The organism is Hymenobacter convexus, from assembly GCF_030580955.1.
Lineage (GTDB): Bacteria > Bacteroidota > Bacteroidia > Cytophagales > Hymenobacteraceae > Hymenobacter.
In genome coordinates, this window is record NZ_JAUQON010000011.1 from 37913 (window position 1) to 51354 (window position 13442).

General features: G+C 59.1%; 14 protein-coding genes. 8 read left to right on the forward strand and 6 right to left on the reverse strand.

Annotated elements, in window-relative coordinates:
* Positions 1-8: 8 nt before the first annotated feature.
* The 4 genes from Q4S41_RS20185 to mazG all read right to left on the reverse strand — a co-directional run bounded on the left by Q4S41_RS20185 (position 9) and on the right by mazG (position 3332).
* Positions 9-545 carry an ExbD/TolR family protein gene (locus tag Q4S41_RS20185; protein ID WP_305032942.1) on the reverse strand — a complete coding sequence of 179 codons (537 nt, stop codon included), beginning with the start codon at positions 543-545 and terminating at the stop codon, positions 9-11.
* 57 nt (positions 546-602) lie between these two features.
* The gene (locus Q4S41_RS20190; protein ID WP_305032943.1) at positions 603-1232 is read right to left on the reverse strand and encodes an ExbD/TolR family protein; all 630 of its coding nucleotides are present in this window, start codon (positions 1230-1232) and stop codon (positions 603-605) included.
* An 87-nt stretch (positions 1233-1319) separates the two neighbouring features.
* The gene (locus Q4S41_RS20195) at positions 1320-2207 is read right to left on the reverse strand and encodes a MotA/TolQ/ExbB proton channel family protein (protein WP_369811341.1); all 888 of its coding nucleotides are present in this window, start codon (positions 2205-2207) and stop codon (positions 1320-1322) included.
* 267 nt (positions 2208-2474) lie between these two features.
* Positions 2475-3332 carry a nucleoside triphosphate pyrophosphohydrolase gene (gene mazG / locus Q4S41_RS20200; RefSeq protein WP_305032944.1) on the reverse strand — a complete coding sequence of 286 codons (858 nt, stop codon included), beginning with the start codon at positions 3330-3332 and terminating at the stop codon, positions 2475-2477.
* Between the two features lie 73 nt (positions 3333-3405).
* Here mazG and glmM point away from each other — a divergent pair, with 73 nt between their 5' ends.
* From glmM to Q4S41_RS20220, 4 genes are all read left to right on the forward strand, one after another.
* Complete coding sequence (gene glmM / locus Q4S41_RS20205) at positions 3406-4803, forward strand: phosphoglucosamine mutase (RefSeq protein WP_305032945.1); 1398 nt, start codon at positions 3406-3408, stop codon at positions 4801-4803.
* Positions 4804-4955: 152 nt separating this feature from the next.
* Complete coding sequence (locus tag Q4S41_RS20210; protein WP_305032946.1) at positions 4956-6119, forward strand: cysteine desulfurase family protein; 1164 nt, start codon at positions 4956-4958, stop codon at positions 6117-6119.
* An 81-nt stretch (positions 6120-6200) separates the two neighbouring features.
* Positions 6201-6875: a hypothetical protein gene (locus tag Q4S41_RS20215; protein ID WP_305032947.1), complete on the forward strand. Its 675-nt coding sequence runs from the start codon at positions 6201-6203 to the stop codon at positions 6873-6875.
* Positions 6876-6962: 87 nt separating this feature from the next.
* Complete coding sequence (locus Q4S41_RS20220) at positions 6963-7415, forward strand: PRC-barrel domain-containing protein (protein ID WP_305032948.1); 453 nt, start codon at positions 6963-6965, stop codon at positions 7413-7415.
* Positions 7416-7512: 97 nt separating this feature from the next.
* Here the strand turns inward: Q4S41_RS20220 and hemH are convergent, their stop codons facing one another.
* Complete coding sequence (hemH, locus tag Q4S41_RS20225; RefSeq protein WP_305032949.1) at positions 7513-8556, reverse strand: ferrochelatase; 1044 nt, start codon at positions 8554-8556, stop codon at positions 7513-7515.
* Between the two features lie 174 nt (positions 8557-8730).
* On the opposite strand from hemH, the gene Q4S41_RS20230 reads away from it, so the two are divergent.
* Entirely contained in the window at positions 8731-9753 is a 1023-nt protein-coding gene (locus tag Q4S41_RS20230) for an AraC family transcriptional regulator (protein WP_305032950.1), read from the forward strand.
* Here the strand turns inward: Q4S41_RS20230 and Q4S41_RS20235 are convergent.
* Entirely contained in the window at positions 9710-10396 is a 687-nt protein-coding gene (locus Q4S41_RS20235) for a hypothetical protein (RefSeq protein WP_305032951.1), read from the reverse strand. The two genes, Q4S41_RS20230 and Q4S41_RS20235, sit on opposite strands and share 44 nt — an antisense overlap.
* A 214-nt stretch (positions 10397-10610) precedes the next feature.
* Here Q4S41_RS20235 and era point away from each other — a divergent pair, with 214 nt between their 5' ends.
* The 3 genes from era to Q4S41_RS20250 all read left to right on the forward strand — a co-directional run bounded on the left by era (position 10611) and on the right by Q4S41_RS20250 (position 13437).
* On the forward strand, positions 10611-11507 hold the full coding sequence (gene era / locus Q4S41_RS20240; protein ID WP_305032952.1) for a GTPase Era: 897 nt from the start codon (positions 10611-10613) through the stop codon (positions 11505-11507).
* 168 nt (positions 11508-11675) lie between these two features.
* On the forward strand, positions 11676-13004 hold the full coding sequence (gene der / locus Q4S41_RS20245; RefSeq protein ID WP_305032953.1) for a ribosome biogenesis GTPase Der: 1329 nt from the start codon (positions 11676-11678) through the stop codon (positions 13002-13004).
* Between the two features lie 181 nt (positions 13005-13185).
* Positions 13186-13437 (forward strand): hypothetical protein, encoded by a 252-nt coding sequence (locus Q4S41_RS20250; RefSeq protein ID WP_305032954.1) that lies wholly within the window; start codon positions 13186-13188, stop codon positions 13435-13437.
* Positions 13438-13442: the final 5 nt, after the last annotated feature.

The window sequence follows — 13442 nt, forward strand, 5'->3', positions numbered from 1 at the left end:
ATTGTCCATCATAAGCCAGATTCTTTAATAAGGTCTAAGTCGTCTTTGTACACCTTCACCAGCGCATATTTCTTCTGGTTGGTGATATTCATCTCGTCGAGAATATCCACCATGTTCTTATACTTGGCGTCCTCAGTGGGCTTGATGAGGATGATGGGCTCGGGGCTCTGGCGCTGACGGTCCAACAGAACTTTCCGGATGCCATCGGCTGAATAGTTGGTTACTTTCAGTTCGGGCTTGGGTACGGTTTTGTCGTTGGGCGTGTTCAGGCCGAAATAATAGTACGCTTTGTTGTCCTTGCCCAGCAGGATGGTCATGGCCTGCGAGGCCTTGATTTTGGTGTCTTCCACGTCGTCGGTCTTCTTCACCGGCATCGTGAGCTGCATCACGTTGGGCTTGGCAAAGGTGGTCGTCAGCATGAAGAAGGTGAGCAGGAGAAAGGCCAAGTCAACCATCGGGGTCATGTCGATTTTGGTCGACATTTTCTTGGCCCGCTTTTTCCCACCTTTCCCACCGGTATCGGCTTTTCCTTGAATTTCTGCCATGGGATTTACAAAATTGAATGAACCGGAAAAAGGAAGGCTTGTGTGACTAAGTCGAAATTACTTAGTCGCAACGGGCGCGTTTTCCAGGTCGGTAATGAGGTTGAAGCGGTTGATGTCGCGTTCCTGCAACAGCTTAATAACTTGCTGCACCGTGGGTACATCGGCGTTGCCATCGCCCTTAATGGCAATGAAAGTTTGCTTTTTGAAAAGCGCCAGGTTGGCCCGACGAGCTTCCATTACCCAATCAATAAGCTGGTTATTGAGCGAGTCGATTGGAATACCCGGCTGTTGTGCGTTAAGCGCCTTACGCTCTTCCTTTTCCACATTGAGGTATGACCCCAACTGATTGATGGGAAGACCGAAGTTTGGCAGATTGCTGAATTCCTTGGCCTGAGCCGCCGTAAAGTTGACGCCGTACTTGGCGGCAACCTTCTGCAGAATTTGGGTTTTGGTCTTCGAGTCATCAACGCCAAAAAACACGCGCTTTTTGTTGTCGATGGTCAGCGTAATCACATTGCTCTCGGGGAGTTTAATCTCCGAGATAGACGATGGCGTGTCCACTACCACCGTCTCTTCAGGGGCGAATTTGGTGGTGAGCATGAAGAACGTCACCAGCAAGAAGGCCAGGTCCACCATCGGCGTCATGTCAAGCGACGGCGAGGTACGGTGCGGTTTTACTTTAGGCATTGCGAGGTGGGATTAAAAGGGGGCAATTCGTTCCGGATTAGTTGAACGAATCACCCCGCATTTTAGTGCATCAGTGAAAGACGGAAATTAAACCGTCCGAACCGGCTGGCCCGCGTTGTTGCCGTGCTGGCCGGCAAACGTCTGGATGATGCTGAAGCCAGCCTCGTCGATGCTGTAGGTCAGCTCGTCAATTTTGCTGGTGAAGTAGTTGTAGGCCACGATGGCCAGGGCCGACGTACCGATACCGAGGGCCGTGTTGATGAGTGCTTCCGAAATACCGTTTGCCAGAGCTACGGCGTCGGGGCTACCGGCCTGGGCCAGAGCGGCGAAGGCGTTAATCATGCCGAATACCGTACCGAGCAGACCGGTCAGCGTGGCGATAGAAGCCAGGGTCGAGATGATAACCAGGTTTTTCTCGAGCATCGGCAGCTCCAGGGCGGTGCTTTCTTCGATTTCTTTCTGGATGGCGAGTACGCGCTGGTCGGTACCCATGGTGGTTTCGCGCGACATTTCGTTGTATTTCAACAGGCCGGCTTTCACCACGTTGGCTACCGAGCCTTTCTGCTGGTCGCACACGGCGAGGGCGCCGTTGATGTCGTTAGCGTTCAGCTTCTGACGGACGCTGCGCACGAACGATTCGATGCTCTTGCTGCCTTTGGCTTTGCTGATGGTGAGGGCCCGCTCGATGGAGAAGGTGATTACGCACAGCAGCATGGTCATCAGGATGGGTACAATGACACCACCCTTGTAAACTATACCGAGGTAGTCGCCAGCCATGGGGTTGTTTTTGTGGTCACCGCCTTGGAAGTGGCTGCCGTCGCCGAGCACGAATTTATAGACTACAACGCTGACGATAAAGGCTAGGATGATAACCAGGACGGAGAACAGCGAGGCTCCACCGCTGCTTTGGGCTTCGGCTTTGGCGGCCGTAGCGGCGGGCCGGGGGCTCGTATTCATGGCATTTTTCTGTTCCATTGTTCCGGAGTGTTTGGGGTTGTTGTTGTGAAGTAGTTGAATTGAGTGGGTAAAGAAAAAGCAAAAAAGTTGTTTAGACGCGCAGCAGGCGGCAAAGAACGTTGATAATCCCGTAATGAAAGGACTAAAATGGCACTTACCGAAGTTCGAGCTACCCACTAAACCGTCTTAGCTGGGCAAACCTAACCAAAAAGCTTGGCCCGACCAAAGAAAACTTGCCCGGTGCTGACCAGATAGAAGGATAATGAAGGTAGAATGAGGCCAACGCTAATTCGGCGCGTTTGGTTGGGTGGGGCGCCGTTTGGCTTCCTCCCAATACACGTCCATCTCGGCCAAGGTGAGGTCGGCGAGGCGCTGGCCAGCGGCAGAAGCCGCACTTTCAAGGTACTGAAAACGATTGATAAACTTGCGGTTGGTGCGCTCTAGCGCTTCTTCGGGATTGATGCCGGCGAAGCGGGCAAAATTGACCAGCGAAAACAGCAAATCACCGAACTCATCGGCGGCCCGCTCGGCGTTCATGCGTTCGGGTTGGCCGTGGCCGTACTCGTCGCCGAATTCGCTTAATTCTTCCTGTACTTTCTGCCATACCTGCTCGGGCTGCTCCCAGTCGAAGCCCGCGCCGCGGGCTTTTTCCTGAATGCGCATGGCCTTGACCAGGGCCGGCAGAGAGGTCGGCACACCGCCTAGCACGCCATTGGTATTGCCTTTTTCCTTGAGTTTGAGCTGTTCCCAGTTGCGCTTCACGGCGTCTTCGTCGTCGGCCTGCACATCGCCGTAGATGTGCGGGTGGCGGTAGATGAGCTTTTCGCACTGGGCGTTGAGGACATCGGCAATGTCGAAAGCGCCTTTTTCGGCGGCGATGCGGGCGTAGAAAACCAAGTGGAGCATCACGTCGCCCAGCTCCTTTTTGAGGTCGGGCAGGTCATTGCGCAGAATGGCGTCGCTGATTTCGTAGGTTTCCTCGATAGTGAGGTGGCGCAGGCTCTGCAGGGTTTGCTTTTTATCCCAGGGGCATTCGGCGCGCAGGCGGTCGAGCACGTCGAGCAGGCGGCCGAAGGCTTCGAGCTGCGCAGGGCGCCGAGCGTTGGTAAGCAGGGCCGTAGGGTCAGATGCGGAATTTTCCATTGTTCCAAAGATAAATCCGGCGCCGCCAACCGGCGGTTAATGCCTAATTTTGGCCTTTCAAAAATTCTACTGCGTGACACTCATAAAATCAATATCCGGCATTCGCGGCACCATCGGCGGGCCGGTTGGGCAAGGCCTGACTCCCCTCGACGTGGTGAAATATGCCGCTGCTTACGGCACGTGGGTAAAAACCCAAGCCACTGACAGCAAGCTTATCGTCATTGGCCGCGATGCCCGCCTCTCGGGCGACATGGTGAGCCGGCTGGTTTCGGCTACCCTGCAGGGGCTGGGTCTCGACGTGTGCGACCTGGGCCTGAGCACCACGCCCACCGTGGAAATGGCCGTGCCCGCCAAAAACGCGGCCGGCGGCATCATCCTCACCGCCTCGCACAACCCCAAGCAGTGGAATGCGCTGAAGCTGTTGAATGCCAAGGGCGAATTCATCTCAGACACCGACGGCCAGCAGGTGCTGGCTTCGGCCGAAGCCGAGGATTTCGACTTCGCGCCGGTGACCAAGCTGGGCCAGTACACCACGGACAATACCTTCCTCAAGAAGCACATCAAAGCCATTCTAGCGCTGCCGCTGGTGGACGTGGAGGCCATCAAGGCCCGCAACTTCCGGGTGGTGGTAGATGCCGTGAACTCCTCGGGGGGCTTTGCCGTGCCGCAGCTGTTGGAAGCCCTGGGCGTGACGACCGTCGAAAAGCTGCACTGCGAGCCCACCGGCGACTTTGCTCACAACCCCGAGCCACTGCCCGAGCACCTGCGCGACATTGCCAAGGTGCTGGAAAAAGGCGGCTTCGACCTCGGCATTGTGGTGGACCCCGACGTGGACCGCCTGGCCCTGGTGAGCGAAAACGGCCAGATGTTCGGCGAAGAGTACACCCTTGTGGCCGTGGCCGACTACGTGCTGAAGGCCCTGGGTGGCGGCAACACCGTGAGCAACCTGAGCAGCACCCGCGCCCTGCGCGACGTGACCGAGAAAGCTGGCGGAAGCTACGCCGCTGCCGCCGTGGGCGAGGTGAACGTGGTGACCAAAATGAAGGAAACCAACGCCGTGATTGGCGGCGAGGGCAACGGCGGTATCATTTACCCCGAGCTGCACTACGGCCGCGACGCCTTGGTGGGCATCGCGCTGTTTCTGACGCACCTGGCCAAGTCGGGCCTGACGGTGAGCCGGCTGCGCAATTCCTACCCGGGCTATTTCATCTCGAAAAATAAGATTGAGCTGACGCCCGACATCAATACCGACGATGTGCTGGCCAAGATGCAGACGCGCTATGCCAAGCAACCGGTGAATACCATCGACGGCGTGAAAATTGAGTTCGACAAGGAATGGGTGCACCTGCGCAAATCCAACACCGAGCCCATTATCCGCATCTACGCCGAATCGGACTCCAACGCGACGGCCGATTATCTGGCCCAGAAAATCATCGGCGACATTAAAGAAATTATTGCCGTGAAAGCATAGTCAGCAGGGCTCGGAACGATGTTCCGGGCCCTGCTTGCTTTCCGGCAATGGGCAATGGCCGGAATGGTTTCGGCTAAAAGTCCGAGGTTTGTGTTTTAATACCCTGGTTCGGCGGGAGCACCCACTCCCAATTGACTTGTTTTTCTCATTCCATGGCCCTCCCCACCTCTCCCGCCTACGTTTACTTCGACAACGCTGCCACCACGCCCCTCGACCCGGAGGTGCTGGAGGCCATGCTGCCGTTTTTGCAGAACCACTACGGCAACCCCAGCAGCCTGCATGGCCCCGGCCGGCAGGTGCGCGCCGCCATCGAGAATGCCCGCAAAACGGTGGCCCACCTGCTGAATGCCGCACCGGCCGAAATCATCTTCACCAGCGGCGGCACGGAGGCCGACAATTACGCCGCTTTCGGCAGCGTGCGCACGCTGGGTCTGAAGCACGCCATCACCTCGCCGCTGGAGCACCATGCGGTGCTGCACCCGCTGCAGGCCTTAGCCAAGCGCGGCGAAATCGAGCTGCACTACGTGAAGCACGACGAGCAAGGCGCCCTCGATTTGGGCCACCTAGAGGAACTGCTGGCCGGGCAGTCGCGCACGTTTGTGAGCTTGATGCACGCCAACAACGAAATCGGTAACCTGAACGACATCGAAGCCATTGGGGTGATTTGTGCGCGCTACGACGCCGTGTTTCATACCGACACGGTGCAGACGATGGGGCACTACCGCCACGATGTGCAGCAGCTGAAAAACCACTTTCTGGTGGGCTCGGCGCACAAGTTTCACGGGCCGAAGGGCGTCGGCTTCATCTACACCCGCAGCGGCTTGCAGGTGAGCCCGCTCATCCACGGCGGCGCGCAGGAGCGCAATGTGCGCTCTGGCACTGAGAATGTGTATGGAATTGTGGGCCTTGCCAAGGCCCTAGAAATCGCGGTGCGCGACCTGGGCGCCCACCAGGCCCACGTGCAGGCCCTGAAAACGCGCTTCATTGAAAAGCTGCGGACCGAAATCGACGATGTGCAGTTCAATGGCCTTTCCGAACACGCCGACCGTAGCCTCTACACGGTGCTGAGCGTGAGCCTGCCGCCCTCGGCCATCAGCGAGATGCTGCTTTTTAACCTCGACATCAGTAAGGTGGCGGCTTCGGGCGGTTCGGCCTGTACCAGCGGGGCACAGGCCGGCTCGCACGTGCTCGAAGCCCTGGGCTGCGACCCCGACCGCGCCACGGTGCGCTTCTCGATGAGCAAGATGAATACGCCCGAGGAGGTTGACTACGCCGTGGCGGCGCTGGCCAAGCTCTACCGGCCGGTGGCCGTATAAATAAGCCAGAGGCACGGCGCGAGATGGCCGGCTGCCGGGTGGTGCTGAATCCTGTTGCGTTGTTTTCTCGTTTGCGCTGGCATGGCTGACATCAATATTCAACGCAAAAAAGCATCACCCAGCCCGTGGCTGCTGGTGCTGCTGGCAGCCGTGGTGCTGGCCGTGGCTGCCTACTTCTTCCTCCGCCCCGACCCGGCCGACGAGCCCGCGCCGCCCGCGGCCATTCCTGCAGCCACGGCGCCTGCTCCGGCGCCCGACACCCTAGCCGCTGCCAATGCCGTGGACCAGGCCACCCGCCGCGCCGCCATCGACGGCATTCCGCAGGGCGACTCTACCACGGCCGGCAGTTCGGAAACGGCGGCCACCCTGGCTGCCCAAGCCGCTACCGACCCCGCCGCCCCCGACTACGCCCTCAACGGCCTCCAAAAGCTCACCGGCGTGCTGGTGGCCCTCACCGACCGCGACGACCTGCGCGATGCCTCCACCACGGAGCAGCGCGACAACCTGACCAGCGCCACTGCCCGCCTGGGCGAGCCCAACGCCAGCCTGCGGCCCGGTTTCGTGGCTGCGGCCGGCCTTATCCGGGCCCTGCAGCAGAAAGCCTACCCCGACCTGGAGGGCAGCGCCACGGAGCTGGTGAATCTGGCCGGCCAACTGTCGGGCCGTAGCGCCACGGCGGCCGAACAGCAGAAAAACAAGCAGTTCCTCACGCAGGCCGCCGCCGCGGTGCGCGTGCTGAGCGAGCCGAAGAATTAACTTTTCGTTGCCGGTTGCTTGTTGTCAGCTGTGAATGGATTCGACGATTAGCTAACTACCACCCAACCGCATCAGCCTAACCAGTATATGGAAGCTCCCATCCTGCGCCGCCTGCGCGACCTGACCGATTTTGAAGTGGCCGATGGCAACCCCGACGTGCGCGGCTGGACCGTGCGCGGCGCCGACGGCCAGGCCCTGGGTACCGTGTACGAGCTGATAGTGGAGCCCGACGTGCTGAAAGTGCGCTACCTTGACGTAGAACTGGATGGCCGTTTCCATATCAACGAGCACGAAAACCACATTTTGCTGCCCATTGGCGTGGCCGCAATTGATGCCGACGACGACAACGTTTTCGTGCCCGCCCTCACCGCCGAGTCGGTGCTGAACTATCCGCCCTACGTCGAAATCCAAATCACCCGCGAATACGAAGAAGCCATGCTCCGCGCGTTGGGTAAAGAGCCGGAAGCTGCCAACCCGCGCTTCTACGAGCAGGATTCTTTCGACGCCGATAGTTTCTACAGCCGCCGGCGGGCGTCGTAGTATTTGGCTGTTACTACTAAGCAGCAATAACAGAAAAAGGTCGTCATGTTGAGCGTAGTCGAAGCATGACGACCTTTTGATTATTCTTTTCCGTCGGCTAATTCCGGCGTACCATCTCCGCCACGGCGTCCACCCACTGCGGCTCGGAGTTCAGCGAAGGCACCAACTGCCAGTGCCCGCCGCCGGCCGCTTCGAATAGCTCCTTGAATTCTTCACCAACTTCAATGGTCGTTTCCAAGCAGTCGGCCACGAAAGCAGGGGAGAAGGCCAGCACGTTTTTGATGCCCTTGGCGGGGAATTCTTTGAGCACCTCGTCGGTGTATGGTTGCAGCCAGGGGTCGCGCAGGCGGCTTTGCAGGCGGCTCTGGAAGGCCACGGTGTACTGCTCTGGGCCGATGCCCAGGCCCTCGGCCACGAGGCGCGAAGTGGCGAAGCACTGGGCGCGGTAGCAATATTGGTTTTGGGGCGTGAGCGTGTCGCAGCAGCTGCCGAAGCGGCAGTAGTTGGTGGGGTCGCCCTTTTTCACGTGGCGCTCGGGAATGCCGTGGTAGCTGAACACGACGTGGTCGTAGTGCTGCTTTTCCATTTCGGCCCGGCCCCGTGCCACGATGGTAGCAATAAAGCCCGGGTCGGTGGCAAACTGGCTGATGAAGCTGATGCTGGGCACCACCCACCAGTCTTTCACAATGTCCATCACCTTCTCCTGCACCGAGCCCGTGCTGGCCGAGGCATACTGCGGAAAGAGCGGCAGCACGATGATGCGCTCCACGTTGGCCACGCGCAACTCCTCCAGCGCCTTCTCGATGCTGGGTTTCTGGTAGCGCATGCCGAAGGCCACCACGTAATGCGCGCCCAGCGCGGCCTGCACCTTCTCCTGCAAATCGAGCCCGTGAAAAAGCAAGGGCGAACCGCGCTCCGTCCACAGCTCCTTATAAATCTTGGCCGATTTGGGCGCCCGCAACGGCACTACCAGTCCCTGAAACAGCGGGTAGCGAATAGCAGCCGGCATATCGACCACGCGGCCGTCGGTGAGAAATTCGTTGAGGTAGCGCCGCACGTCGGGCGTATTGGGCGAATCGGGCGTACCGAGGTTGACGAGCAGCACGCCAATGCGGGCGTTGGGCGAAGTAGTGGAGTTCATTGGGGCAAAGTTCGGGAGTGTAGCGTGGACTCTGCGAGTCCGCGCCCGGGCGCACATTCTACCGACGCGCGGACTCGCAGAGTCCACGCTACACCGGCTTGCCAAGCAAACCGCTCGACCCGTTCTTGGTTCGGACTCGCGGCCGTAATTGCGGGCCGATTTGCCGCCTGACCCATGACCTCGCCCGATACCCTTTCCGTTTCTTCGTTCAACCTGCTGCTCTGGGTCGCCGGCCAGCACGGCGCCGACGTGCCCGCCCTCTGCCAAGCCGTTGGCTTTGACCCGGCCGCTGCCACCGGCAACCCCGATGCCCGCCTGCCCATTGCCACCATTCAGCGCCTGTGGCCGCTGGTGATGAACGCCACGCATGACCCAAACTTCGACCTGCACCTCGGCGGCTACATCAATTTCGCTACGGCCGGCACGCTGGCCTACGTGCTGATGCACGCGCCCACCGTGGGCGCCGCCATCACCCAGCTCTGCCGCTATCAGGACATTGCCTGCCAGGGCGTGCGCACCTATCAGACGCCGGCCCCCGAGTGGCCCGGCAGCATCTGGCTGAACCTGGAACTGACCAGCCCCGCCATCGTGCATCCACAATACGTGCTGAATTCGGAGCTGTCCATTTACCTGGCCGCCTTCGCTACGCTCACCGGCCAGACCGTGGTACCCCAAGCCGTGCGCATCGCCTACCCGCGCCCCGCCGATACCCGGGAGCACGAGCAAACCTTTGGAACAACCAATCTGGAGTTCGACGCGCCGTTCACACAAGTTGCGTTCGACGCGGCCACGCTGGCGCTGCCCATTCCGCACGCCAATCCGGCGCTGTTTCCGTTGTTCGAGCAGCACGCGGCGGCGCTGCTGGCCCAGTTGCCCAGCCACCAGCCGCCCACGCTGGCCGAGCGGGTGCGGGCCGAAATAGTACGCTTACTAAAAGGCGAAGCGCCTACCCTAGCCGCTGTGGCCGACTGCCTGCACCTGGGCGTGCGCACCCTCCAACTCAAGCTGAAGGAAGCCGGCCACACCTATCAGCAGCTGCTCGATGCCGTCCGAAACGACCTTGCCCAGCGCCACCTGCGCGAGCCTCACCTGAGCATTACCGACGTCGCCTTCCTGCTGGGCTACTCCGAGCCGAGCGTGTTCGTCCGCTCCTTCAAGAAATGGACGGGGCAGACGCCGGGTGCATTCCGCCGCTAGTCTCCCGATTACCGTCGACCCAATAGGCCAGCAGCACTGTCAGCCACATAAGCTGCCCGCCCCAGCCAATGGCCGCAACCGCAGTGGGCGGCGGACTGAAAATGCTGCCTACGTGCACCAGCACCAGAAAAGCCACTAGCCCCACCAACCCGTAGCGGCCCACGCCGTTGCGGGCCCGGGTGCGCCGCACATACAGCCACAGCCCCAGGCCCAGCAGCGCAAACTCCACCACCTGCGTAATCGCAAAGTGGTTCCAAAGCCCAAAACCCAGCAGCGGCGATTGCCCGGGATAAAGCGGCAAATCAGGCTGGTGCACTACCAAATCGAGCAGCCAATGGCTGGGCACCAGCAGGCCCACCAGCAGCGCCCCGTTGGCATTGCGCTTCACCAGCCAATAAATAAGGCCCAGTAACAGGCCCCCTACCAGCTCGCCCAGCAAGCTGTGGGTGAAGGGATAATGCACAAAATCGAAGGCGTTGGTGGCGGTGGCATGCGGCACGATGTTCACGCACTCCACGCCGAGCAGGAGCAGCGTGGGCCACACCAAATCGGCCAGCTGCGCGGCCAGAAATAAGGTGCCCAGCGACACGCGGGGCTGTTGCGTCTTGGCGCCGAAAGCGACGCCGAAATGGCCGAGAAACATAGAGTTGAGAGTTAGAAGTAACAGCGTTTGAGAACAGGACAAAGGTCCGGCCCCGCCCCAGCGGCCTTGCTGATGATTTCCGCAAATCGAATTGACCAAAAGCGAAATTCTACGCCGTTAGCATGCGCGTTCTAGCCGGCTTCTTTAGCGCCGCCGTAGCTTTTCCGCCCCGAAAGCCGTACCTTTGCGGCCCTGATTATCAAACCCATCCATCGTGAACCCCGAAACTAAACCCCACCGCGCCGGCTTCGTGAGCATCATTGGCAAGCCCAACGTGGGCAAGTCCACGCTCATGAATGCGCTGGTGGGCGAGCGGCTCAGCATTGTCACGAGCAAGGCCCAGACCACGCGCCACCGCATCCTGGGTATCCTCAACGGCGATGATTTCCAGCTGATTTATTCCGATACCCCCGGCATCATCCAGCCCAAATACGAGCTGCACAATGCCATGATGTCGTTCGTGTACTCGTCGCTCGAAGATGCTGATGTGGTGCTGTTCGTGACCGATATCTACGAGAAGCACGACGAGGAGCCCGTAGTCGAGCGCCTGCGCAAGATGGTGGACACGCCCATCATTCTGCTGGTCAACAAAATCGACCAGGCCGACCAGGCCGAAGTCGAAGCCAAGCTGGCCTATTGGAAAGAGCAGTTGCCCAACGCCGCCGAAGTCCTGCCCATCTCGGCCCTCAATCACTTCGGCACCGACGGCGTGCTGCAGCTGGTGCTGGAGCGCCTGCCCGTGCACCCGCCGTATTACCCCAAAGACGAACTGACCGACAAGCCGGAGCGTTTTTTCGCCGCCGAAATGGTGCGCGAAAAAATCTTCAAGCTCTATAAAAAGGAAATTCCCTACAGCTGCGAAGTAGTTATTGAGGAGTTCAAGGAAGAAGACGCCATTATTCGCATTCGCGGCATCATCTACGTCGAGCGCAGCAGCCAGAAGGGCATCGTCATCGGCCAGGGCGGCGAGGCACTGAAGAAAGTAGGCACTTGGGCCCGCGAGGAAATGGAGAAGTTTTTCCTGAAAAAGGTGTTCCTCGAGCTGCACGTGAAAGTGAACGAGAACTGGCGCACCGATGCGAAAGCGCTTTCGCGTTTCGGTTATCAATAATCGCCTGTCATCCTGAGCGTAGCGAAGGACCTTATCACAACGGTGCTACCGTGATAAGGTCCTTCGCTACGCTCAGGATGACAGAGAAAATACATTCCGACCATCTATAACGAACACACCCCGGGCACTGCCGAATCTAGGTCGGGTCGGCGGCTGGGGCCACACATCATGTCAAAGCAAAACACGGTCGCCATTGTTGGGCGGCCCAACGTGGGCAAATCCACGCTTTTCAATCGCCTCGTGGGCCAGCGCAAGGCCATCATGGACAACGAGAGCGGCGTTACCCGCGACCGTCACTACGGCTACGGCGACTGGATTGGCAAGAACTTCACCGTAATTGACACGGGCGGCTACGTGCACAATTCGGAAGATATTTTCGAAGGTGAAATCAACAAGCAGGTGAAGCTGGCCATCGAAGAGGCCGACGTTGTCCTCTTTATGGTGGACGCCGACGCCGGCGTACACGGCCTCGACGAGGAATTTGCGCACGTGCTGCGCCGCTACCTGGGCAAAAAGCCCATCTATCTGGTGGCCAACAAGGCCGATACCAACCTGCGCGCCAACGGCGTGGGCGAGTTCTATTCGCTGGGCCTCGGCGATGGCGAAATCTTCGCCATCAGCAGCCAGAACGGCCACGGCACCGGCGAATTGCTCGATGCGGTAGTAAGCCACTTCGACGACCCCGGCATCGAAGAGCCCGAGTCGGAAATTCCGCGCATTGCCGTGGTGGGCCGCCCCAACGTGGGCAAGTCCAGCCTCGTGAACCTGCTGCTGGGCGAAGACCGCAGCATCGTGACGGACATTGCCGGTACCACCCGCGACTCGATTTCGGCCCGCTACAACGCCTTCGGCAAGGAGTTTATCCTGGTCGATACCGCCGGCCTGCGCCGCAAGGCTAAGGTGAGCGAAGACGTGGAATTCTACGCCAACATGCGTAGCCTGCGCGCGCTGGAAGAGGCCGATGTCTGCATCGTGATGCTCGACGCCAGCCGCGGCATCGAAGCCCAGGACGTGAACATCATCACCCTGGCCGACAAGAACCGCAAAGGCATTGTCATTCTGGTAAATAAGTGGGATTTGGTGGCCGACAAGGACACCAATACGGCCAAGGAATTTGAGGCAAAAATCCTCGAAAAAATTGCGCCCATCTCCTACATCCCGGTCATTTTCATTTCGGTGCTGAACAAGCAGCGCGTGCACAAGGCCATCGAAACGGCCATTGAGGTGTACCACAACAAACGCCGTAAAATCCCGACCTCGCAGCTCAACGACGTGATGCTGAAGGAGATTGAAAAATACGGCCCGCCGGCGCTCAAAGGCAAGATGATTCGCATCAAGTACGTGACGCAGCTGCCCACGCACAACCCCGTGTTCGCCTTCTTCGCCAACCTGCCGCAGTACGTGCAAACCAACTACACGCGCTACCTCGAAAACCGCATGCGCGAGCATTTTGACTTCACGGGCGTGCCGATTGGTATTGTGTTCCGCAAGAAGTAAGGCTGAGCCGCTGAGCCTTGGAAACGGGGAAAATGCTTCGTTCACAAATTCTTCATAAATATTTTGGTTGGGTGGGTTACCTATCACAAGCTCGGGTATAAAGCCCCGAATTTGAAGTTTTGCCTTGGCTGAAGCTTCAGAAGTTGCCTGAAATCTCACCCCAACTTTAAAAATTTTCAAGATGAAAAAAGTATTGTTCCTCGCCCTGGCCGCTGCCTCGTTCTCGTTCACCGCTTGCGAAAGCAAGAAAGAAGAGGCTGTTGAGCAGCAGGCTGACAACGTAGAAGCTGCTGGCGAAGCCAAAGCTGATGCCATGGAAGACAAGGCTGACGCCGTACGTGACTCGGCTGACGCTAAGTCGGACAAAATGGAGGATGCTGCCGACAAAATGGCTCCTGCTACCGAAACCCCCGCTGAAGAAGTTAAGAAGTAATTCTT

Coding starts and splice junctions, on each gene's coding strand:
- Q4S41_RS20220 (WP_305032948.1), top strand. CDS start 6,963: ATGGAAGCTCCCATCCTGCGCCGCCTGCGCGACCTGACCGATTTTGAA.
- Q4S41_RS20235 (WP_305032951.1), bottom strand. CDS start 10,396: ATGTTTCTCGGCCATTTCGGCGTCGCTTTCGGCGCCAAGACGCAACAG.
- Q4S41_RS20210 (WP_305032946.1), top strand. CDS start 4,956: ATGGCCCTCCCCACCTCTCCCGCCTACGTTTACTTCGACAACGCTGCC.
- Q4S41_RS20250 (WP_305032954.1), top strand. CDS start 13,186: ATGAAAAAAGTATTGTTCCTCGCCCTGGCCGCTGCCTCGTTCTCGTTC.
- Q4S41_RS20195 (WP_369811341.1), bottom strand. CDS start 2,207: ATGGAACAGAAAAATGCCATGAATACGAGCCCCCGGCCCGCCGCTACG.
- Q4S41_RS20185 (WP_305032942.1), bottom strand. CDS start 545: ATGGCAGAAATTCAAGGAAAAGCCGATACCGGTGGGAAAGGTGGGAAA.
- Q4S41_RS20215 (WP_305032947.1), top strand. CDS start 6,201: ATGGCTGACATCAATATTCAACGCAAAAAAGCATCACCCAGCCCGTGG.
- hemH (WP_305032949.1), bottom strand. CDS start 8,556: ATGAACTCCACTACTTCGCCCAACGCCCGCATTGGCGTGCTGCTCGTC.
- der (WP_305032953.1), top strand. CDS start 11,676: ATGTCAAAGCAAAACACGGTCGCCATTGTTGGGCGGCCCAACGTGGGC.
- Q4S41_RS20190 (WP_305032943.1), bottom strand. CDS start 1,232: ATGCCTAAAGTAAAACCGCACCGTACCTCGCCGTCGCTTGACATGACG.
- mazG (WP_305032944.1), bottom strand. CDS start 3,332: ATGGAAAATTCCGCATCTGACCCTACGGCCCTGCTTACCAACGCTCGG.
- Q4S41_RS20230 (WP_305032950.1), top strand. CDS start 8,731: ATGACCTCGCCCGATACCCTTTCCGTTTCTTCGTTCAACCTGCTGCTC.